Here is a 20407-nt window from a genome sequence, read left to right as displayed (position 1 = left end):
AGGCCTCACCCCATATGAATATGTCTGCAAAATATGGTCCGAGCAGCCAAAACGGTTTATCAGAGAACCGCACCATCAAAACGAGGGACTAAACAGATACAAAAGTCGCGAAGTCGCGGCGTGATGCCGCGCGCCCCATAGAGATGCCGATCGGCAAACCCCATGGCCTGTGAATGCCGGTCATGCGCGGCGTTCTCGCTGGCCGGCCGGGTCAGCGAGGCCAAGGCGCTGCTTGATGCGATCAACGTCGGCGGGCTGCTCGATGCGGGGCAGGGCGAGGATGCGCAGATGGCGGGGCGCGCCATTCTGGATGTCGTGCTGAAACGCCTGACCGACGGCGTCGAGGACGCGCGCCGGCTGCCTGCGTGCGGTGCGCTCAGCCGGGAGGACCGAGCGTCTTGAGATAGGCGACGAGGTCGTTGATCTGCTCGGGCGAAAATTCGAACGACGGCATGTCGCCGTGTCCGACGAAAACCCCCTCCGCGAACGCTTCGGCGATGTACTCGGGCGGATAGTTCGTGAACAGAGTCGCGAACGAAGGCGCCGAGGCATCGGCGCTTTTCTGCCCCGGCTGCGTGGCGTGGCAGCGCGTGCAGTTCGCTTCGGCGAGGGATTGGCCGCGCGTGATGGCGGGAACGTCGCGCGACAGCTCGGAGGGGGGCGGCGGGTTGCCTTCGGGCAGCCGCAGAGCGGGGGAGGGCTGCGGGATCAGCGGGTCGGCCGTCTCGCTTGTTTCGCTCGGCGCCGGAGGCTCCGGCTCTTTCTTCTTCTCGCACGCGGCAAGGACAAGCGTGCCCGCCGCCGCTACGATTGCAAGCCTTGCCGTAACGCCCCGAATTCCAAAACGCATACCTGTCTCCTCGCGCCTACAATGCCGTCTGCGCGCGCCGCGTCAACGGGGCGTTTGATATCGCCCGCGCTGAACCGCACCGGTCGCCGGACGGTTCGTCGCATCGCGCGGAACTCCCCGGACCCGGCCTCGTTGGTTGGGCACAGGAAAAGAAACGGAGGATTTCCATGCAGACAGCAACATCAGAAACCAACGACCTGATTTCTTCGGGAAAGGTCGACGGCACTGCGGTCTATGATCGCGAAGGCGAGCGCATCGGTTCGGTGAAATCGCTGATGATCGAAAAGCGCGGCGGCCGCGTTACCGACGCGGTTGTTTCCGTCGGCGGCTTTCTCGGAATCGGCGAAAAGTATCACAGCCTGCCGTGGCAGACGCTGAAGTACGATACCGATGTCGACGGCTATCGCCTCGATGTGACCGAAGACCAGCTTCGCAGCGGCCCGACGTTCGACGAGACGAACAGCGATTCGGCGCTCGATCGCGACTATCAGACCCGGGTCTATTCGCACTACGGCGTGAACCCCTACTGGTAAGCGCCGCAATGGACTGGAACAGTCCGTTGAAATGAACAGCGGCTCGCAGGCATCGCCTGCGGGCCGCTGTTTGCATTCGCGGCCGACGCCGCTTATTCCGCTGTCTCATGCGTGTTCCCGTCCTGCTGCTGCTCGCCATCGCCGCCTGCGGCAATACCGCTCCACCCGTCATCGAACCTGTTTCGATCGAAAGCACCGCCGTCCCCTTCGACGCGCGTGATGCTGCGCGCTTGGGGGAAGGGCGCCTGCGCTATGCGGGCGGTGTCGTGCTTCGGTCCTCCGCGTCGTGGTTCGGGGGCCTGTCCGCGCTTCGCTGCCCGGATCGCTGCTACGCCGTGGGCGACGTTGGCATCATGCTGAGCTTCGACCGCGTCGAGCGCGAGGGTCGGCTGGTGGGCATCGAGAATGTTCGCGGCGGCGCGCTTCTCGATCGCGACGGCGACCCCGGCGACAAGGCTTCGCGCGATGCCGAATCGCTCGTGCTCAGCCCCGGCGGGGCCGAAGCGCTTGTCGGGTTCGAGCGCACGAACGCGCTGTGGATCGTTCCGCTGGGTCAGCCGGAATGGCGCGCCCGGCAGGTGTATGCGCTGCCGGAAATGAAGGACTGGCCGAACAACGGCGGCCCCGAGACGCTCGTGATGCTGCCCGGCGGCGTTCCGCTCGTCATCGCGGAGGAAGCGGCGGACGGCGGCGACCGCCCCGGCATCGCCATCGGCGCGCTGAAGCGGCCGGACGGCACGCGCGCCAACCTCGCCTTCCGCTACCGCCCGCCCGAGACGTTCTCGCCGACCGACGCGGCGCTGCGCGACGACGCGCACCTCATCATCCTCAATCGCGCCTTCTCGCCGCTCACCGGCGTGGCGATGGCGCTTGTCGAGGTGCCGCTTGCCGACATCAGAGAGGGCGCCACCGTGCAGGGCCGCGAGATCGCCCGCCTGCGCCCGCCCGTCAGCATCGACAACATGGAAGGGATCGATATCCGCCGCGAGGGCGACCGGACGTTCCTCTACCTTGTCAGCGACGATAATTTCAACGCGGCGCAGCGCACGCTGCTGCTCAAGTTCGAGTTGCTGCCCGAATAGAAAAAGGGCCGGCGGAGTGTATCCGCCGGCCCTTTTCGAATGTCTGGAGAGCGCTGCTCAGGCGGCGACGGCCTCGGCGCTCAGCTTTTTCTTGATATCGCGCTTCAGGCGGCGCGCCTTCAGGCTCAGCTTCTCGTCACGGGTCTTGATCAGCCAGTTGTCGAGCCCGCCGTTGTGCTCGACAGAGCGCAGGCCGTGCGTCGAAACCTTCAGGCGGACGGTGCGCCCGAGCGAGTCGGAAATCAGCGACACGTTCTGAAGGTTGGGCAGGAACACCCGTTTGGTCTTGTTGTTGGCGTGGGACACATTGTGGCCCACCTGGCGACCTTTGCCGGTCAGTTCGCAAACGCGCGACATCGTTTTCGTCCTCGAATCTCGTGTTTCAGCCGTGGCTTGAAAGTGGGCACCTATAAGGTAGCGGCGGGAGGTCGTCAACCGCGCTCATCCGCCGCCGAGCTTCGAAAGCACGAAGGCGAACAGAAAGCCGATCACCGCTCCCCGGTGCTGTTCCGACATATCGCAGCGCGCGGCGAAAGTCTCGCGGGGCAGTGCGCGCGAAGCGCTCTTTCATCGCCCGCGCATCCGTTCTAGACGGGTGCGCATGCCTCTGTTCGCAATCCACTGCATCGACAAGCCTTCGAGCGGCGATCTCCGGGCGGCGACTCGTCCCGCGCATCTCGAGCACCTGGATCGCGCCGGCGACCGGATCCGCATCGCGGGCCCCCTGCTCGACGAGGAAGGCCGCCCGATCGGATCGCTGGTCATCATCGATTGCGGGGATCGCAGGGCCGCGATCCAGTATGCGGCGGATGATCCCTATGCGCTTGCCGGGCTGTTCGCTTCGGTGGCGGTGACGGCCTGGCGGCAGGTTCTTCCGAAATAACCGCCGCGCTGCGGGGCGGGGCCAGAGACGAATCGTGACGTCATGACGTTGACGCTACGGGCGCACTACGGCACATGCGCCCTATCTGGTCTGTAAGCGTTTCTCTTTCATCAGCCCCACGACGCAGCGGATCTTCATGGACGTCCTTCGTCATTTCGGTTTGAAGCACGTGCTGTTCCGGCAGGAACCGCACGGCCAGCTCTATCTGCATCATGCCTTTGAAACGGCGCTGTCCGCGATCGTGGAGTCCGTGCTGGCGTGCGAGGGGGTGGTCCTCTCCGGCGCGGCGGGTATGGGCAAGTCGCAGCTGCTCGCGGCGGCGTCGCGGGAACTGGCGGCGCGCGGGGTTTCAACCGTCAGCTTTGCAGGCCCGGCGCTTGCCGCGCAGGCCGATTTCACCAATCGCGACGCCGTGCTGATCGATGAGGCCGACGGCGCTGCGCCGCGCGCGCTCGATGCCGTTCTCGATCGCGCCGCGCGGCACCGCGCCACGGTGGTTCTGGCCGGGGTTGACGGTTCCCGGCTACCGCAGCAGGCGCGGAGCGTCCGTCTTGCGCCGATGGCGGCCCGCGAAGCTGCGGATTTCCTCGTCGATGCCTCCGCCGCGGCCGGACGCCCGGATCTGTTCACGGTCGCCGCGCAGGAAGCGATCGTGGAGGCGGTTTCGGGCAATCCGCGCGTGCTGAAGCAAATCGCGGGCGCCGCGCTTCTGGAGGCGATGTTCGAAGGCGGGCTCGTCGTCGAGCAGCGCCATGTGCTGGCCGCGATCGCCGGGCGCCTGCCGCTGCCCGCCGCCGAGCCTGATTATGTTCTCGATGCGCCGCGCCCCGCGCCCCGCGCCGCGCCGCCTCAGCCCATTGCGCTCGCCGATCCGGCGCCCGCGCCGCAATCGCCGCCGCAGCCGATGATGCCGTGGGTGGAGGCGAAGCCCCGCCGCCGTTTCGGCGCGCGCGGTTTCGTTGCGGCGACCGGCGCGCTCAGCCTGCTGATCGCGGCGGCGCTGGCCTATGCCGTCGATACGTTCGGCTGGGACCGGATCGCCGCCTTCCTGCATCTTCCCGACGTCGCGAAGCCTGCTGCGGTCGACCGGAGCCCGGTGATGGAGGGGGCGGTGATCGAGGGCCCCGTGGCCGGCTTCTCGGAGCCTGAACTCGCCGTGCTGCCCGAGGCCGCCGACATTATCGACGAGCCCGTTCCGCTTCCCGAGCCGCTCCCTGCGCTCACCGAGAGGTTTCCCGACGGCAGCGTCGTGGTGGCGCCGCCGCTGCCCGATGCTGCGACGCCGGGCTACCGTCCGCCCTCGGCCACACTCCCCACGATATCCGCAGCCGTCCGCGCGGGGATCGCCAACCCGTCCATCGGCAGGACGCCGAGCGCCGCCGCAGCGCTGCCCCGGGAAGGTCCGGCCATCGAAGGCCGCGAGTCGCTCGCCGATCCGGCCGGGCACGCGATCGAGGCCGCACCGCTCCCCGCGCTCGACGATTAGAAAAAGTTAACAAAAGGTAAATTTCGCCTTGGCCACCGCGATCGCGGTGGTATCAATGCACCATGCACATGCTGCACCGCGTCGGACGTTTTTTCAGGATCACCAACGGCTTCGAAGCGGGGGTCATCATCTATGCGCTCGCGCTCGGCGCGGCGATGCGCGGTGAAGCCTATCTCAAGACATATCCGGGCGGATTGGGCTGGGCGCTCTTTGCCGCCTGCCTGCTCGCCGTGCTCATGGCCGGTGCGGCGCTCGTCGATGGGGTTCGCGCGGCAAATCTGGAACTGGCCGTCGAGCGCCGGCTGCGGCGCGTGACGCGGTCTGCGCGCGGCCTACGGGGCTGATCGCAAGCCCGTCGGTTTTCCGCGCCAGCACGAAGTGAATGCCGCCGAGCGCGGGCAGCAGCCGTGTCAGCGGCCGGTCCAGCCATTTAAGTCCGCGCACCGGCGGCGCCACCAGCGCGGTTTTCCACGCGACCGGCTCGAACATCGCCTCGCGCAGCACCGCGCCCAGACCGTTTCGGCCGAACGGATGCCCCTGTCCGAACGGGGTCGATTCGAAGTGCGTCCACATGCCCGCGCGGTTCGGCACGATCAGGATGAGTTCGCCCGCAGGCGCAAGCACGCGCCAGAGTTCGCGCAGCAGCTTCGGCGCGTTCGTGAATTCAAGCGCGTGGACGAGCAGCGCCTGATCGAAAAGCGCCTCGACGAACGGCAGTTCGGTCTCGCGCGCGCTCACGGCGCAGGAAGGCCCGCGACGCGGCCACGCCCGCGCGCCCTGATCGGCGGGCATCACCATGCACAGGCGCTCGATGCGCGCGGGGTCGAGGCCCTGCAGCAGCGGCGCGGGATAGCCGAGCGCCAGCAGCCGGGCAGAGGCGTCGGTGCGCACGACAGGCGCGATGATCTGCGCGAGCAGCCGCGCCGTCCGGCGCCCGTCCGCTCCGCCGTAATAGGCCCTCAGCGTATCGAGGCCCGGTCTCATCGATCAGCGTCTCATCACGGTGTCGGCGTCACCGCTCCACGCACAGCGCGATGCCCATGCCGCCGCCGATGCACAGCGTGGCGAGGCCCTTTTTCGCGTCGCGGCGCTGCATCTCGTGGAGCAGCGTGGTGAGGATGCGCGCGCCCGATGCGCCGATCGGGTGGCCGATGGCGATGGCGCCGCCGTTGACGTTCAGTTTTTCGGGATCGAAGCCGAGTTCCTGCCCCACGCACAGCGCCTGCGCGGCGAAGGCTTCATTGGCTTCGATCAGATCGAGATCGCCGACGCTCCATCCGGCCTTCTCCAGGGCCTTGCGCGAAGCCGGAACCGGGCCGATGCCCATGAACGCGGGGTCGACGCCCGCGCTCGCCCACGATGCGACGCGCGCCAGCACCTTCGCGCCGCGCTTCGCGGCTTCGTCGGCCGACATCAGCACCAGCGCCGCCGCGCCGTCGTTGAGCCCGCTGGCGTTCGCCGCCGTCACCGTGCCGTCTTTCTTGAACGCGGGCTTCAGGCCCTGCAGGCCTTCGATGGTGGCGCCCGCGCGGATATATTCGTCCTCGCTCACCACCGTGTCGCCCTTGCGGCCCTTGATCGTGACGGGCACGATCTCGTCCTTGAAGCGGCCCGCCGCGCGCGCGGCTTCGGCCTTGTTCTGCGATCCCACGGCGAAGGCGTCCTGCGCGTCGCGGTTCACCTGATACTTCTCGGCGAGGTTCTCGGCGGTGATGCCCATGTGATAGCCGTTGAAGGCATCCCAAAGGCCGTCCTTTATCATCGTGTCGACGAATTCGATCGCGCCCATCTTCTGCCCGCCGCGCAGGTACTGCGCGTGCGGCGACAGGCTCATCGATTCCTGCCCGCCCGCGATCATGATGCTGCCGTCGCCGTTCTGGATCGCCTGCGCGGCGAGCGCGACGGCGCGGAGCCCCGATCCGCACACCTGGTTGACGCTCCATGCGGGCGTTTCCTGCGCGATGCCCGCAGCGATCGCGGCCTGCCGCGCCGGGTTCTGCCCCTGCGCGGCGGTCAGCACCTGCCCGAGAATCACTTCGGAGACCTCATCGCCGCCGACGCCCGCTTCGGCGAGCGCTGCGGCAATGGCGATGCGCCCGAGTTCGTGCGCGGGGGTGCTCGCAAAGCTGCCGAGAAAACTGCCGACCGGGGTGCGTTTGGCGGCGACGATGACTGCGTCCATGAGGAATCCTTTCCGATTTCCCGGCCTATGTAGTGCGCCTCAGCCTGTCAGCCAATCGGCGAGCGGTTGCCAGAGCTGCGCGCGCGCGTTTGATCCCACCATCATGCCGACATGCCCGGCGTCGATCAGCCGCGTCTCGCCGAAGGGTTCGACCGTGATCGCGGGCACCAGCCGGTCGGTTCGCGAGACGATGTTGAGCGTCGGTTTCACGGGCGGGCCGATGGTTTCCCCGCCCACGCGCCAGCCGCCTTCGATGGGCACGTTGGCGCCGAAGAAGTCCTCGAAGCATTCGCGCGCCGCCGGAATCGTCAGCGGCGCGCCGGTGTTCGCCCAGTCCTCCAGCGCGATGAACAGCCGCGCGGCCTCCGAATCGGGGTCGAGCGCGGCGAAGCGCTCGTACTTGGCGACCGCCCCGGCCGCATCGAGCGACCAGAATGCGGGCTGGATGAGATCCATCGGCATGCCGCGCAGCGCAGGCAGCGAAGGCGCGATGCCCTGCCAGTATGCCGAAAGCGCCTGCCGCCGCGCCGCCGGATAGCCCGCGAAATCCCAGGGTGCGGCAATCGTCGCCACGCGCCGCACCAGCGGGTGCGACGCGGCGGCAAGCGCCATCGTGCCGCCGAGGCAATAGCCGACGAGATCGAGCGGCTCGCCGATCGCGTCCAGCAGCGGCCGCAGCCGCGCGATCACGTAGCCGCCCACTGAAAGCGGGGCCTCCGCCGCGCCCGGCGCCTGCCAGTCCACGAGCAGCGGCCGCACGCCGCGCCCGGCCAGATGCCGCAGCAGCGAGCGCTGCGCCGTCAGGTCGAGCACGTCGGCGGTGTTGATGAGCGAGGGCACGAACACGGCAGGCCTGCCGCTGCCGCCGTAGTCGCGCAGCACGGCGCTGCCCGAGGATGCGACCACGGGCATGTCCGGCAGATCGCGCCGCCAGCGGGCGTTCTGGTAGGCGGCAAGCGCGCCGAGGAAGCGTTCCATGCGCGCCCGGTCCGCGCCGATCGCCTGCCGGGCATGGTCAAGGAACAGCGGCAGCGGGTGCGGTCCGCGCGCGCTCGATGCCGCGTGTTGCTGCGCAGCATCGCCGCGTGCTATGGATTTCGCACGCGCAGCATCGAGGTCGTTCATGTCCGACGAAGAATCCAAAGCCGACCCGATCATCATCAAGAAATACGCCAACCGGCGCCTGTATAACACCGGCTCGTCGAGCTACATCACACTCGATCACCTGGGCGAGATGACGCGCGCGGGCGTGGACTTCAAGGTCGTCGATGCGAAGTCGGGGGATGATATCACCCGCTCGGTGCTCACGCAGATCATCATGGACGAGGAAAATCGCGGCCAGACCATGCTGCCGACGCCGTTCCTGCGCCAGCTGATCTCGATGTACGGCGATTCGATGCAGTCGATGGTGCCGCCGTATCTCGAAGCGTCGATGGCCGCGCTGCGCCGCAACCAGGAACAGTTCCGCAAATCGATGGCAGGCGCGTTCAATCCCCTCGAATCCATCGCCAAACAGAACATGGCGATGTTCGAGGCCGCCGCCACCATGATGACCGGCAAGGTCGGCGCCGAGAGCGCAGCGCCTGCCGACGAGGCCTCCGAACTTTCCGACCTCAAGCGCGAAATGGCGGCACTTCAGGCCAAGCTGGACAAACTCGCCAAGTCTTAAAGTTCTCCTCCCCCTGGCAGGGGGAGGCCGGGTGGGGGTCGATGGCGCGGCGCCTGCCAGACCCTCCCCAACCCCTCCCTGACAGGGAGGAGCGAGGTGTTACCGCCCCATCGCCAGGAACTTCGCCCGCCGGTCGTCGCGCACGGCGTCCGCGCTGAGGCCGTCCATCGTGGCGAGCTGGGTTTCCACTGCATCGCCGAGCATCTTGATCGCCGCCTGCGGGCTCCTGTGCGCGCCGCCCACGGGTTCGGGAACGATCACGTCGATCAGGTTCAGGCCCTTCAGATCCTGCGCGGTCTGCTTCATCGCCGCCGCCGCGTCCGCCGCCTTGTCGGACGTGCGCCACAGGATGGAGGCGCAGCCTTCGGGCGAGATCACCGCATAGACGGAGTGTTCGAGCATGATGATGCGGTTTGCTGTCGCCAGCGCCACCGCGCCGCCCGATCCGCCTTCGCCGACGATCGCGGCGACCATCGGCGTGCCGAGCTTCAGGCAGGCTTCGGTCGAGCGTGCGATCGCTTCGGCCTGGCCGCGCTCCTCGGCGTGGATGCCGGGAAAGGCGCCGGAGGTGTCGACGAAGCTGATGACAGGCAGCCCGAAGCGGTCGGCCATGTCCATCAGGCGCACCGCCTTGCGGTAGCCTTCGGGCTTCGCCATGCCGAAATTGTGCTTCAGGCGGCTCGCGGTGTCGGAGCCTTTTTCGTGCCCCATCACCATCACCGGGCGACCTCGGAAGCGCCCGGGACCGCCGATGATCGCGCAGTCCTCGCCGAACTTGCGGTCGCCCGCGAGCGGCGTGAAATCGGTGATGAGCGCGGCGGTGATGTCTTTCAGGTGCGGCCGCGCCGGGTGTCGGGCGACCTGCGTTTTCTGCCACGGCGTCAGCTTGGCGTAGATCGCCTTCAGTTGCGCCTCGACCTTGGCTTCCAGCTTCTTCACCTCGGCATCGATGTTGACCGCGCCCTGGCCGGCCGATGCCTTCAGTTCCTTGATGCGCGTCTCCAGTTCGGCGACGGGCTTCTCGAATTCGAGATACGTAATCATCGCCCCCGCCTAATCGTCTTGGCGCGCGCCCGCAAGCGGATGCGCGCGGTTGACGAGTTCAACGAGATGCGCGGACTGAACATGCGTGTAGATCTGCGTGGTCGCGATGTCGGCGTGGCCCAGCATCGATTGCAGCGCGCGAAGGTCGGCGCCGCCTTCAAGAAGATGCGTCGCGAAGGCATGGCGCAGCACGTGCGGGCTGACCTTCAGGGGCGAAATCCCGGCGGCGGCGGCAAGGCGTTTCACGATCTGGAACAGCCGCACGCGCGACATGTGCGTGCTGCCCGAAGGGAACAGAAACTTCGCCCCCGGCGCCAGCGTCTTCGCCCACGCGTCCACGGCCTCTCCGGCGCGCGAGGACACGGGCACCATGCGTTCCTTGTCGCCTTTGCCTTTCAGCACAGCATAGGGCGTCCCCGGCTTGATCGCGGCGCGGGGGAGGGAGACGAGTTCGGTCGCGCGCAGTCCCGATCCGTAGAGCAGTTCGATGAGCGCCTTCTGCCGCAGTCCTGCCGGACCGGTCGCAGCCTCCTCCTCGACGACCGCGAAGATACGGTCCACCTCTTCGCGCGACAGCGTTTTGGGAAGCGGCCGGCCTTTGGCGGGCGCGCCGAGATCGCCTGCGGGATTGTCGGCGCGCAGCCCTTCGGAAACGAGGAACGCGAAAAAGCGCCGGACCGCCGAGAGCTTGCGGGCAAGGCTCGTTGCCGCAAGATCGCGCCATTCGTGGATCAGCGCTTCGAGCGCGCGGGCATCGGCCTCGGCGAATTTGCCGCCGAGCGCTTCGCTCGCCTGCGCAAGATCGCGGCTGTAGGCGGAAATCGTGTTGGCTGCCGCGCCCCGCTCGGCGGCCATCATGTCGAGGAACAGCGCAATCGCGCGCCGATCGTCGGGCAGGCTCAATTCCGCGTGACCGCCTCGACCGCCATCATCCGCGCCTCGCGCGCGAACCCTGCGCGGTTCAGCGCGCCGACGACGACCGAAAGCTGCGCGGGCGATACCCCCGCCCAGCTCGATTGTAGCCCGATTCCGGCCAGGATCGCCACCTCGCCGCGCCGTTTTTCAACGGCGGCGGAGGCGATCCGCCGCGTGTAGCGATTGTCGAGCGACCCGACACCGAGGTCTTCGGCAAGGCCGCTCCAGCCGCCGCCGGGTTGCAGGGCCTGCATGGCCGCAGCGAACATCGCGCCCTTGCGGTCGGCAGACTTGCCCGAAAGCGCACCGTGCCAGTCGCGCGCTTCGCCGACGTCGCCGTTCGCGATGCGTCCCGTGCTGTCGGCAAGCGCCAGATAGGGCCAGGCTTCGCGCCGCGCCTTCTCCGGGCCGTTCGCCAGCACCGGCCACCATGCGAGCGCCTGGCGTATATAGCCGGCGGAGAGCATCGATTCGATCAGTTCAGGCGCATCGTCCGCCTGCGCGGCGGCGGGCGGAATGCGCGCGGCGGCGGCTGCCGTGCGCACAAGCGCGCCGTAGCGCGCCTGCGGTGTTTCCGCGGCCTCCCAGATGCGCCGCATCGCGGCGATGCGCTCCTCGGCGTTCCGTCCCGCATAGGCGGCGCGGATGTCGGCGATGGCATCTTCGCCGTCGGCGCCCGGCTCGATCGCGGCGATTCGCGCGGCGGCGAGGGCGGCAAGCTCGCGCGCCGATGCGATGCCGTAGGCGGCGGCGATCGGTGCCGCCTCGGAACGCTGCGCGATCGAAAGCCCCGGCGCGCGCATCATCCAGCCCGCAAGCATGGCGGAGGGGCGGGCCAGCAAGGGCTCGGGAATTGCGATGCCTGCCCCTGCGGCAAGGCCGAATCGATAGGCGCTCAGCGATTTCGCCTCGTCCCAGTCGATATTGGCGCCGCGACCTTCGCCCGACACCACGGTTGCTGCGCGCTCGGCGAGCACGATGTCGATCATCGGCATGGCGCGGCGGGCGCGCAGCCGGTCGAACTGCGCGGCGGCGGTGATGTCGTCGCCTTCAAGGCCGGCGCAGATCGCGTTCGCGGCGTCCCAGAACGGCAGCTTCGAAAACGCCCTCGCATTCGGCGCGAGCGGGCACAGCGCGGGAATGTCGGCGGCGGCCAGATGCACCTGGCTCGCCACCGCATACAGCCGGGGCGTGTAGCGATCGAGCGGCAGCGCATCGACGAGCAGCTTGGCGCCGTCCACCTCGCCCATGCGCAGCAGCAGCAGCGCGCGCTCGGCGAGCCAGTCGGCGGGGCGCACGCCGTCGGGCGTCGGCACGCGCGAAAGCAGCGCGCGGCGCAGAACGATATGCCCCCAGCGCGAGGCGAGGGGCGGCCTGGTGCGCTGCAACAGCCCGTTCAGAAAGCGCCCGTCGCTGCCCTCGAACGCGCCCATGCCATAGCCGCCGAGCCGCGCGGTGAGCGGCCCCGCGATATCGAAGCTGCCGGCCCGCGCAGGGCCGCTGGCGAACGGATCGACAGTCGCGGGGGTTGCCGCGATCGGAAGCCCGGCGGCTGTTCCGTCGGGGTTCTGCTGCGGCGTGTCTCCGCCGGGCGTGTCGGCCTGTGTGTCCGCCGGACGCGGCGGCGGCGGCGCTTCGGGCGGCGCGGCGCCGAATACGTCGGGCAGCAGCGATTTCGGTGCGTCCTGTCCGAAGGCCGCCGTTGCCGCCAGCGCGGCGAGCGCGCCGCTAAAGACCCAGGGTTTCATTCGAAACCGGTTGCTCTACGCGCTGTGTCTGATGGGGAACATCGATGAACATCAGAATGGCGCCGCCGATGACGACGATGGCGGCAATGATGACAAACAGCCAGAATAACAGGCGGGACAATCGCATCTCCGGGGCAGTCGCGTTGGTTTCATTCCGCTGCAGGCCTGAACGCGGCGGAGCGCGCTTGGCCTTCGGCGAGGCGCCTGTGTATAGCGAGTGCGATGAACGCTTGCGAACCAAAAAACGCCGCCCCGTCGCAGGGTCGCCGCAGGCGCGGTCTCAGCCGTTCGGTTGTGCTCGTGGGGCTGATGGGCGCGGGCAAGACCACGATCGGCCGCCGCCTTGCCAAGCGTCTGGGCCTCGATTTCGTCGATGCCGACGAAGCGATCGAAGAGGCTGCGGGGCTTTCCGTGTCGGAAATTTTCGCGCGCTACGGCGAGGCGCAGTTCCGCGAAGGCGAGCGCCGCGTGATCGCGCGGCTGATCTCCGGCCCGCCCAAGGTGATCGCGACGGGCGGCGGCGCGTTCGTCGATGCCCAGACACGCGCGCGCGTGCTCGAAAGCGCGATTGCAGTCTGGCTCGATGCCGACATCGACACGCTTGTCGAGCGGGTTTCCAAGCGCGATCATCGCCCGCTGCTCCGGGACAAAGACGCCGGGCAGGTGCTCCGTGATCTCGCGGCGGTGCGCAATCCCTTCTATGCGCAGGCGCAGATCCGCATATCGAGCGAACCGGCGCCGCATCATGTTGCTGTCGATGCCATTGTGGCGGAACTCCGCCGTCTGGGGGAATCCGCGTGAAGGAAGTGGTTCGGGTCGAACTGGGCGCGCGCGCCTATGATATCGTCATCGCGCCGGGCATCCTCGCCGATGCGGGGCGGGAAATCGGGCGTCCGAAAAGCGGTCGGCCGCAGCTTGTCGTCACCGACGAAACCGTCGCCGCCGCGCATCTGGAACGGCTGGCTTCCGCTCTGGATCGCCCGCTCGATCCCGTCATCTTCCCGGCGGGCGAGGCGACGAAAACCTGGCGCTCGCTCGAATCCCTCGTCGAGCGCATCCTGTCGGCGGGCGTGGAGCGCGGCGATGCCGTCATCGCCTTCGGCGGCGGCGTCATCGGCGATCTCACCGGCTTTGCCGCAGCCGTGGCGCGGCGCGGCTGCGAATTCGTGCAGATTCCCACCACGCTGCTCGCGCAGGTCGATTCGTCGGTGGGCGGCAAGACGGCGATCAACGCGGCGGCGGGCAAGAACCTTGTCGGCGCCTTCCACCAGCCCTCCCGCGTGCTCATCGATCCCGAACTGCTCGACACGCTCGGCCCCCGCGACATGCGCGCGGGCTATGCGGAGGTCGTCAAATACGGCCTCCTCGGCGACGCAGCGTTCTTCGCTTGGTGCGAGGCGAACGCCGCCGCGCTCCTCGCCGGAGACCGCGCCGCGCAGGTTCACGCCATCGCGCACAGCTGCCGCATGAAGGCCGCGATCGTTGCGGAAGACGAGCGCGAAACGAGCGGCCGCCGCGCGCTCCTCAACCTCGGCCACACCTTCGGCCACGCCTTCGAGGCGGAAACCGGCTTCTCCGATCGGCTGCTGCACGGCGAAGCCGTCGCGATGGGCATGGTCATGGCCTTCGCCTTCTCGGCGGAACGCGGCATCTGCAGCGCGCAGGACGCCGCCCGCGCGCAGGCCCACCTCGCCGCGTCAGGATTGCCCGTCAGCCCGGCAGGCTTCGGCTTCACCGTCGAAGCGCTCGTCCACCACATGCAGCAGGACAAGAAAGCCGCAGGCGGCACCACCCCCTTCGTCCTCGCCCGCAGCATCGGCGACGCCTATCTCGACAAAACCATAGCGCTGGCGGACGTGGAGGCCTTCCTCGCGCCGAGGCTGTAGGAGAAATGCAACAGCAATAACCGTCACCCTGAACTTGTTTCAGGGTCCATACGGCGGTTCAGCGGCGCTGCCCTATGGATGCTGAAACGCGTTCAGCATGACGGTGACGGGGAACGACGTCTGCGCTGTCACTCCAGCGCCTCCCGTCCTATTTTGCAAGCCCCGTCACGCCATCCGGTTCGTGCCCGGCCGCACCGTCGCGCTGTGCGTCGCCGCGATCGCTGTCGATCGCGTTCGGATCGTGTCGAGGAAGTGCCAGTCGCACTGCGCGGCATCGGGCGTCAGCGATAGCGTCATGTAACCCCGGCGTTCCGTCTCGCACCATTTGAGTTCGGGGTTCGCGGCGACAAGTGCCGCTGCAACGTCGCTGGGCGCCGCGCCGCGCATATAGCTCTCCATGCCCGGAGAGGTCACGCCCTGCACGCCGAACTCGACGCCCGCAGGCGATCCGTTGTTGGCAAGGTCGAAGGCCCAGGCGTTGTGCGTGTCTCCGGCGAGGTTCAGCAGGTTCGCGCCCGCCGCCTGCGCTGCGCCGAGATAGCGCGCCCGCGCCGCCGGATAGCCGCCCCACGCGTCGAAGTTGAAGGGCAGGCCGATCTTTCCGGCCAGAACGCCCGCATCGAAACGCTGCTTCACATAGTCGGACGGCGTCCCGCCGAGCCACGACGCGTTCGCGCCCGCAGGTGTCTTCGTTTCGCCCGCCAGCACTTGCTGGGCGACCACCTGCCACCGCGTGCCCGCCTTCACCGAACGGCCGAGCGTGTCCCCGAGAAACGCTTCCTGCGGCGCGCCGAGCAATTGCCGCGCGGGGTCCGCCCAAACCGTGTCGCGAAACGCCGCGAGCGCCTTGGCCGGATCGTCCGCCAGCGTGAAGGCGTCGGCAAGCTCAAGCTGCCGGTCGCGGCCCTCGACGCGCGTATCGAGCCGGATCAGCGTCGCGAGGTCGCCGATCTCATAGGCTTCGTAAGCTGCGTCCGACATCGGCAGCCAGTGGCGGTACGCAGCCTTCGCCGCCGCCTTGCGCGTTTCCCAGGGGCCTTCGGTTTCGCTCTGGTGGTTCTCCGCGCCGTCCTTCCACGCGTCGTTCGTGAACTCGTGGTCATCCCAGATCGAGATCATCGGAAAGCGCTGGTGCAGCATCTGAAGATCGCGGTCGCGGCGGTAGGCGGCGTAGCGGGCATGGTAGTCGGCGGGCGTCACGATTTCGCCCGCCGGGTCGATGATGCGTCCGGGCATCGCTTCGGAAGCGCTCGGATAGGTGCCGCGCGCGTATTCGTAGATATAGTCGCCGAGGTGGACGACAAGGTCGATGTCCTGCCGCTCCGCCGCGTGCGCATAGGCGTTGAACAGGCCGAAGGGCAGGTTTGAGCAGGAAAAGACCGCGATGTTGAAGCGCCCCGTGCGCCCTGCGGGCAGCGTCCGCGTTCGGCCCGTCGGGGATGTTTCGCTGCTCGCCGTGCGGAATCGGTAATAATACCAGCGCCCCGGCTCCAGCCCTTCGGCAAGCGCGCGAACGCAGTAATCGCTCGCCGCGTCCGCAACCGCCTCGCGCCGCGCGACGATCCGCGTGAAGCCCGAATCCTCGGCGATTTCGGCGGTCAGTGCCGCAGCGTCGCCCGCAGGCACATAGCGCGTCCACAGCAGGATGCTGGTCTGCGAGGGCTCGCCGCTCGCGACATTGTGCGTGAAGCCGCGACTGAGCGCTGCGGCCCAGGCGCGTCCCGGAAGCACGGCGCCTATACCGGCGATGCCGGTGAAGAGATCACGGCGGCGAAGGTGGATGCTCATGGTGGCGCGTTCCCCTATGGCGGTCGGCAGCCTGTTAGGCCCGGAATGTGACAGGCAGATCACGGTATCCAAGCTCCGAAACCTGCTGGCTTTGAATTCCGGCCGTGCTGGGGCACACTGCGCAAAAGGCGAACGTGCCGGGGAGAGAGAGAATGGCCACCGCGATCCAGATGCCGTCGGTGCAGAGCACGGTTTCGGATGAAGAATGGAATGCCCGCGTGGATCTTGCCGCGGCATACCGCCTCGTCGCGCTTTACGGCTGGGACGACATCATCTTCACGCATCTGTCGGTGCGCGTGCCGGGGCCGGAACATCATTTCCTCATCAACCCGTACAATCTGATGTTCGAGGAGATCACGGCATCGAGCCTCGTGAAGATCGACATTCACGGCAACGCCGTAGGCGATACGCCCTACATCACGAATCCGGCCGGGTTCGTGATCCACTCGGCGATCCACATGGCGCGCGAGGACGCGAAGGCCGTGGTGCATCTCCACACGCCCTACGGGCAGGCGGTTTCGGCGATGGAATTCGGCCTGCTGCCGCACACGCAGACCGCGATGGCCGTGTATCACGATATCGCCTACCACGACTATGAAGGCATCGCGACCGACCTCGAGGAACGCGAACGGCTGGTCGCGGACATCGGCACGAAGAAGGCGATGATCCTGCGCAATCACGGCACGCTCACCGTGGGTGAAACCGTGGCCGATGCGTTCATGCGTATGTATATTCTCGAACGCGCCTGCGAGGCGCAGGTCCACATGCTCTCGGCGGGCCGGGAGAACCTGAACGCGCCGCCGCAGGGCACGCCCGAGAAGGTGAAGGGCCAGTCGAGCGGGGAGGGGATGACGATGCTCAACCGGATGCTGGCGTGGCCTGCGCTGCTCAGAAAGCTGGACCGGATCGACCCGTCCTTCCGGAACTGACGCTGCGGCGTTGAATGCGGGGCCCGCGCCCCATAAGGTGCGCCCGGCATGGACAATCTCACACACTCGCTCGCCGGATGGGCGCTCGGCGAAGCGGGCCTGAAGCGCAAGACGGGGCTCGGCGTCGCCACCCTCGTCATCGCGGCCAACCTGCCCGACGTTGATATCATCGGGCTCGCCTTCGATGAAAATCTGGCGTTCCGCCGCGGCATCACCCACGGGCCGCTGGCATGGGTCATCATGATTCCCGCCCTGGCGCTGGCCATGCAGGCTTTCGATCGCTGGCAGACGCGGCGCGGCACACGGCCGGCCGCCCGCCCGCCCGTGCATTTCGGCTGGCTGCTCGCGCTCTCGGCCATCGGCGTGCTGTCGCACCCGGCGCTCGATTTTCTGAACGTCTACGGCATCCGATTCCTGATGCCGCTCACCGAGCGCTGGTTCTACGGCGACACGCTGTTCATCATCGATCTCTGGGTGTGGATCGCCCTCGGCCTCGGCGTGTTTCTGTCGCGGCGACGAAAGCGCGAAGCCCCGGCGCGTGCGGCGCTCGTCGCGGTCGCGCTCTACATCGGGTTCATGGGCTACGGCAGCCATGTCGCCGAGCAGCGCACGGCCGTCGCGGTGCGTGAAGCGGGCTACGGTTCGACCCGGCAGGTGGTGGCGAGCCCGCCGCCGATCAATCCGTTTCGCCGGGATATGATCTACGACGTCGGCGGTCGCTACGGCCACGGAGAGGCGAACCTTCTCCCGTTCAGCCTGTCGATCGACGCGCCGTTCGAAACGAACATGGATGATCCGGCGATCGCTGCGGCGGCGCGCACCAGCAAGCAGGCTGCGGATTTCCTTTACTGGTCGCGCCTGCCGTTTGCCGAGGTGACGCGCAGCGACGGCACGGCGCGTGTCACGCTCGGCGACGCGCGGTTCACCGATCAGCGCGGCACGAGCATGTTTCGTGTCGAGGTGGACGTGCCGGAAGACGCGCAGTGACGGAACTGCCGCCTGTCCCGCTCGGCCCCGTTGTGCTGTGGGCCGATCTGGCAGGCATCTTCGTCGCGGCGCTGGGCGGGGCGCTGCTCGCCGTGCGGCACAAGCTCGATGTGTTCGGCGTGTTCGTTCTGGCGATCGTGACCGGCCTTGCAGGCGGCATGGCGCGGGACGTGCTGATCGGCGCGACGCCTGTTGCCGCGCTCTCGCACCCCGGCTATCTGCCCGCCGCGCTTGCCGCAGGGGCCGTGGTGTTCTTCGGGCACCGGCTGATCGAACGCGCGAGCCAGCCTGTCATGCTGTTCGATGCGATGGCGCTCGGCTTCTTCGCCGTGGCGGGCGCGCGCAAGGCGCTGACGTTCGGCCTCGATCCGCTGGCCGCCGTGCTGCTCGGCGTGCTCACGGCCGTCGGCGGCGGCGCACTTCGCGACGTTCTGCTCGCCGAGGTGCCGAGGGTGCTGAAAGTCGGGGAGCTCTACGCGCTCGCCGCGATGTTCGGCGCGGCGATCGTCGTCGGGGGCGATGCGCTCGGCCTGCCGTCCGCCGCCGTGGGGATCGTCGGCGCGCTGGCGACCTTTGCGCTGCGCATGGTGAGCGTCCGCTTCGGGGTCACGGCGCCGCGTGCGCCGGGGAGCGAATAACGTCCGGGCCACCAAGATTTAGAGAGGGAGGCGAGCGTGCGGAACATCGATTTCAGTTCGTGGGAAAGCCTGCTCGTAACGCTGTTCGGGCTCGCGATCGTCACGCTCCTGGGCGTCGGCATCCGGCTCCTGATGATGGTCACGATCCAGCAGCGCCGGGAGCGCATGAACCGGCAGATCAACGAGCGTCTGCGCACATTGATCGCGGCCTACAAAGTTCTCGGTGGGTCGTTCACGGGCACGCTGACCGTCGATCCGGCGCATCTGCGCGAGCTGCGCAATCGCGAAGGCGCCGATGCAACCGGCGGGTCGGACCGCGCGCGGCGCATTCGCGATGCCGTGGAGGCCGCGCTGTCGGATATCATCCTGCTCGGCACCGAAGACCAGGTCGGCCTTGCCGAGCACGCGGCGCGCGAGCTGGTCGCCGGACGCCCCGTTCACACGCATGATCTTGTCGTATCGCTTCGGAGCTTTATCCGCGAGGCGCTCGACCTTGATGCCATTCCGGCGGGGCTTGTCATCCCGATGCAGGGCCCCGCGCGCCCATCAGGCTCCGGCGGGCGCGGCGGCAAGGATGGCGGCGGACGCGGCGGTGGCGGCGGCGGAGGGATGGGCGGCGGCGGCCTTGCCGACGACACGCCTGCAACCGGCGACCCGTCCCGAACCTGAACCCGCCGCAGCCTTGTCGCCTAATCGGCGACCTTCACCACGGCCTTGCCGAAATTCCTGCCCTCAAGAAGCCCGATGAAAGCCTCGGGCGCGTTCTCCAGGCCTTCGGTTATATCCTCGCGGTAGACGAACGGCGTCTCGCTCTGCCAGCGGGTCATGTCGGCGGCGAATTTGGGCATGGTTTCGGCCCAGTAGTCGCTGACGATGAAGCCTTCGAGGTGGAGGCGCTTCACGAGCACGGCGCGCATCAGTTCGGCCATCAGGATATCGCCGGAAAGCTCATCGCGGCTTGCGGCGTTGTAACCGGCGATGAGGCCGCAGACGGGGACGCGAGCGAAGTCGTTCAGGCGCGGGAGCACGGTTTCCCAGACCTTGCCGCCGACGTTTTCGAAATAGATGTCAATGCCCTTGGGAGCGGCGGCTTTCAGGGCGGCGCCGAGGTTCGCGTCGTGGTGATCGAGGCAGGCGTCGAAGCCGAGTTCGTTCACCGCGAAATCGCACTTCGCCTTGCCGCCCGCGATGCCGACGACGCGACAATCCAGACGCTGCGCGATCTGTCCCACGACCGATCCGACAGCGCCCGAGGCGGCGGCGACGCAGACGGTTTCGCCCGCCTTCGGTTGGCCGATCCGCATGAGGCCGGTGTAGGCGGTGAGGCCGGGCATGCCGAGCAGCCCGAGATGGTAGGAGAGCGGGAAGGGGCCTTTGGGCAGCGCGCGCAACTCGGCGGCGGGGAGCACCCAGTGCGATTGCCAGCCGGAGCGGCCCGCGACGATGTCGCCGGGCTTGAAGCGGCTGTCGCGCGATTCGATGACCTCGCCGACGGTTTCACCCTCCATGACACCGCCCACCGGCACCGGCGCGGCGTAGGAGGCGCCTTCGGACATGCGACCGCGCATGTAGGGATCGAGCGACATCCACAGCGTGCGGGCGAGCACCTGGCCATCGGTCGGCGCGGAAACCTCGGCCTCCACCAGCCTGAAGTTCTCTGCCGTCGGCGCGCCTTGCGGGCGGCTGGCGAGTGTCCATTGCTGCGAGATGGTCATGGCGGGTCTCCCTAAGGTGTTCGGGGCACCGTAGCGGAATTCGCCGCGCCTCGCCGCTAGCGATTTTGACGC

At 68.0% G+C, this 20407-nt stretch carries 24 protein-coding genes; 13 read left to right on the top strand and 11 right to left on the bottom strand.

The features are described from left to right. The first annotated feature begins 162 nt into the window (after positions 1–162). Positions 163–402: a hypothetical protein gene (locus tag GGQ98_RS05060; protein ID WP_184066063.1), complete on the top strand. Its 240-nt coding sequence runs from the start codon at positions 163–165 to the stop codon at positions 400–402. On the opposite strand, the gene GGQ98_RS05055 is transcribed toward GGQ98_RS05060, so the two are convergent. After that, positions 377–850, bottom strand: a complete 474-nt coding sequence (locus GGQ98_RS05055; RefSeq protein ID WP_184066061.1) for a c-type cytochrome — start codon at positions 848–850, stop codon at positions 377–379. The two genes, GGQ98_RS05060 and GGQ98_RS05055, sit on opposite strands and share 26 nt — an antisense overlap. Before the next feature lie 167 nt (positions 851–1017). Between GGQ98_RS05055 and GGQ98_RS05050 the strand changes: the two genes are divergently transcribed. Together GGQ98_RS05050 and GGQ98_RS05045 are read left to right on the top strand one after the other, a co-directional pair. Then, positions 1018–1383, top strand: coding sequence for a PRC-barrel domain-containing protein (locus GGQ98_RS05050; RefSeq protein ID WP_184066058.1), 366 nt, complete (start codon positions 1018–1020; stop codon positions 1381–1383). 107 nt (positions 1384–1490) lie between these two features. Then, positions 1491–2465, top strand: a complete 975-nt coding sequence (locus tag GGQ98_RS05045; protein WP_184066055.1) for an esterase-like activity of phytase family protein — start codon at positions 1491–1493, stop codon at positions 2463–2465. A 57-nt stretch (positions 2466–2522) separates the two neighbouring features. On the opposite strand, the gene rpmB is transcribed toward GGQ98_RS05045, so the two are convergent. Further along, positions 2523–2822 carry a 50S ribosomal protein L28 gene (rpmB, locus tag GGQ98_RS05040; RefSeq protein WP_184066052.1) on the bottom strand — a complete coding sequence of 100 codons (300 nt, stop codon included), beginning with the start codon at positions 2820–2822 and terminating at the stop codon, positions 2523–2525. Positions 2823–3066: 244 nt separating this feature from the next. Here rpmB and GGQ98_RS05035 point away from each other — a divergent pair, with 244 nt between their 5' ends. The 3 genes from GGQ98_RS05035 to GGQ98_RS05025 all read left to right on the top strand — a co-directional run bounded on the left by GGQ98_RS05035 (position 3067) and on the right by GGQ98_RS05025 (position 5178). Then, on the top strand, positions 3067–3348 hold the full coding sequence (locus GGQ98_RS05035) for a YciI family protein (RefSeq protein ID WP_184066050.1): 282 nt from the start codon (positions 3067–3069) through the stop codon (positions 3346–3348). Between the two features lie 136 nt (positions 3349–3484). Further along, positions 3485–4834, top strand: coding sequence for a hypothetical protein (locus GGQ98_RS05030; RefSeq protein ID WP_184066047.1), 1350 nt, complete (start codon positions 3485–3487; stop codon positions 4832–4834). Between the two features lie 62 nt (positions 4835–4896). Further along, the gene (locus tag GGQ98_RS05025) at positions 4897–5178 is read left to right on the top strand and encodes a hypothetical protein (protein ID WP_341534138.1); all 282 of its coding nucleotides are present in this window, start codon (positions 4897–4899) and stop codon (positions 5176–5178) included. On the opposite strand, the gene GGQ98_RS05020 is transcribed toward GGQ98_RS05025, so the two are convergent. The 3 genes from GGQ98_RS05020 to GGQ98_RS05010 are packed head-to-tail and all read right to left on the bottom strand — an operon-like array spanning position 5069 to position 8141. Beyond that, positions 5069–5818 (bottom strand): class I SAM-dependent methyltransferase, encoded by a 750-nt coding sequence (locus GGQ98_RS05020; RefSeq protein ID WP_184066044.1) that lies wholly within the window; start codon positions 5816–5818, stop codon positions 5069–5071. The two genes, GGQ98_RS05025 and GGQ98_RS05020, sit on opposite strands and share 110 nt — an antisense overlap. Positions 5819–5846: 28 nt before the next feature. Further along, positions 5847–7016, bottom strand: a complete 1170-nt coding sequence (locus tag GGQ98_RS05015) for an acetyl-CoA C-acetyltransferase (RefSeq protein ID WP_184066041.1) — start codon at positions 7014–7016, stop codon at positions 5847–5849. A 39-nt stretch (positions 7017–7055) separates the two neighbouring features. Continuing rightward, a complete protein-coding gene (locus GGQ98_RS05010; RefSeq protein ID WP_184066020.1) occupies positions 7056–8141 on the bottom strand; it encodes an alpha/beta fold hydrolase in 1086 nt (361 codons plus the stop codon). On the opposite strand from GGQ98_RS05010, the gene phaR reads away from it, so the two are divergent. Continuing rightward, positions 8140–8685 (top strand): polyhydroxyalkanoate synthesis repressor PhaR, encoded by a 546-nt coding sequence (gene phaR, locus GGQ98_RS05005; protein WP_184066017.1) that lies wholly within the window; start codon positions 8140–8142, stop codon positions 8683–8685. The genes GGQ98_RS05010 and phaR overlap by 2 nt on opposite strands. A gap of 99 nt (positions 8686–8784) precedes the next feature. On the opposite strand, the gene GGQ98_RS05000 is transcribed toward phaR, so the two are convergent. Genes GGQ98_RS05000 through GGQ98_RS04985 form a run of 4 tightly spaced genes read right to left on the bottom strand, consistent with a single transcriptional unit; the run spans position 8785 to position 12513 of the window. Then, a complete protein-coding gene (locus tag GGQ98_RS05000; protein WP_184066015.1) occupies positions 8785–9729 on the bottom strand; it encodes an acetyl-CoA carboxylase carboxyltransferase subunit alpha in 945 nt (314 codons plus the stop codon). A 9-nt stretch (positions 9730–9738) separates the two neighbouring features. Then, positions 9739–10626, bottom strand: a complete 888-nt coding sequence (locus GGQ98_RS04995; RefSeq protein WP_184066089.1) for a tyrosine recombinase — start codon at positions 10624–10626, stop codon at positions 9739–9741. Between the two features lie 2 nt (positions 10627–10628). Further along, on the bottom strand, positions 10629–12392 hold the full coding sequence (locus GGQ98_RS04990) for a hypothetical protein (RefSeq protein ID WP_184066013.1): 1764 nt from the start codon (positions 12390–12392) through the stop codon (positions 10629–10631). Further along, entirely contained in the window at positions 12373–12513 is a 141-nt protein-coding gene (locus GGQ98_RS04985) for a hypothetical protein (protein WP_184066010.1), read from the bottom strand. Before GGQ98_RS04985 ends, GGQ98_RS04990 begins: the two co-directional genes overlap by 20 nt. A gap of 101 nt (positions 12514–12614) precedes the next feature. Between GGQ98_RS04985 and GGQ98_RS04980 the strand changes: the two genes are divergently transcribed. Together GGQ98_RS04980 and aroB are read left to right on the top strand one after the other, a co-directional pair. Then, positions 12615–13193, top strand: coding sequence for a shikimate kinase (locus tag GGQ98_RS04980; protein WP_184066007.1), 579 nt, complete (start codon positions 12615–12617; stop codon positions 13191–13193). Continuing rightward, positions 13190–14278, top strand: a complete 1089-nt coding sequence (aroB, locus tag GGQ98_RS04975; RefSeq protein ID WP_184066004.1) for a 3-dehydroquinate synthase — start codon at positions 13190–13192, stop codon at positions 14276–14278. The genes GGQ98_RS04980 and aroB overlap by 4 nt, the downstream gene beginning before the upstream one ends. A gap of 165 nt (positions 14279–14443) precedes the next feature. Here aroB and GGQ98_RS04970 read toward each other — a convergent pair whose 3' ends face one another. Next, positions 14444–16066, bottom strand: coding sequence for an alkaline phosphatase D family protein (locus GGQ98_RS04970; RefSeq protein WP_184066001.1), 1623 nt, complete (start codon positions 16064–16066; stop codon positions 14444–14446). 152 nt (positions 16067–16218) lie between these two features. Between GGQ98_RS04970 and GGQ98_RS04965 the strand changes: the two genes are divergently transcribed. Genes GGQ98_RS04965 through GGQ98_RS04950 form a run of 4 tightly spaced genes read left to right on the top strand, consistent with a single transcriptional unit; the run spans position 16219 to position 19289 of the window. Next, positions 16219–16995 carry a class II aldolase/adducin family protein gene (locus GGQ98_RS04965; protein WP_184065996.1) on the top strand — a complete coding sequence of 259 codons (777 nt, stop codon included), beginning with the start codon at positions 16219–16221 and terminating at the stop codon, positions 16993–16995. A 48-nt stretch (positions 16996–17043) separates the two neighbouring features. After that, positions 17044–17982: a metal-dependent hydrolase gene (locus tag GGQ98_RS04960; protein ID WP_184065993.1), complete on the top strand. Its 939-nt coding sequence runs from the start codon at positions 17044–17046 to the stop codon at positions 17980–17982. Then, positions 17979–18620, top strand: coding sequence for a TRIC cation channel family protein (locus GGQ98_RS04955; RefSeq protein ID WP_184065990.1), 642 nt, complete (start codon positions 17979–17981; stop codon positions 18618–18620). The genes GGQ98_RS04960 and GGQ98_RS04955 overlap by 4 nt, the downstream gene beginning before the upstream one ends. A gap of 36 nt (positions 18621–18656) precedes the next feature. Next, complete coding sequence (locus GGQ98_RS04950) at positions 18657–19289, top strand: hypothetical protein (protein ID WP_184065987.1); 633 nt, start codon at positions 18657–18659, stop codon at positions 19287–19289. Positions 19290–19309: 20 nt separating this feature from the next. On the opposite strand, the gene GGQ98_RS04945 is transcribed toward GGQ98_RS04950, so the two are convergent. Next, positions 19310–20335, bottom strand: coding sequence for an NADP-dependent oxidoreductase (locus GGQ98_RS04945; RefSeq protein ID WP_184065984.1), 1026 nt, complete (start codon positions 20333–20335; stop codon positions 19310–19312). Positions 20336–20407: the final 72 nt, after the last annotated feature.

This window comes from Sphingosinicella soli, from assembly GCF_014199685.1.
In the GTDB taxonomy this organism is placed as follows: domain Bacteria; phylum Pseudomonadota; class Alphaproteobacteria; order Sphingomonadales; family Sphingomonadaceae; genus Sphingosinicella; species Sphingosinicella soli.
This window is presented reverse-complemented; position numbering and strand designations above follow the sequence as displayed.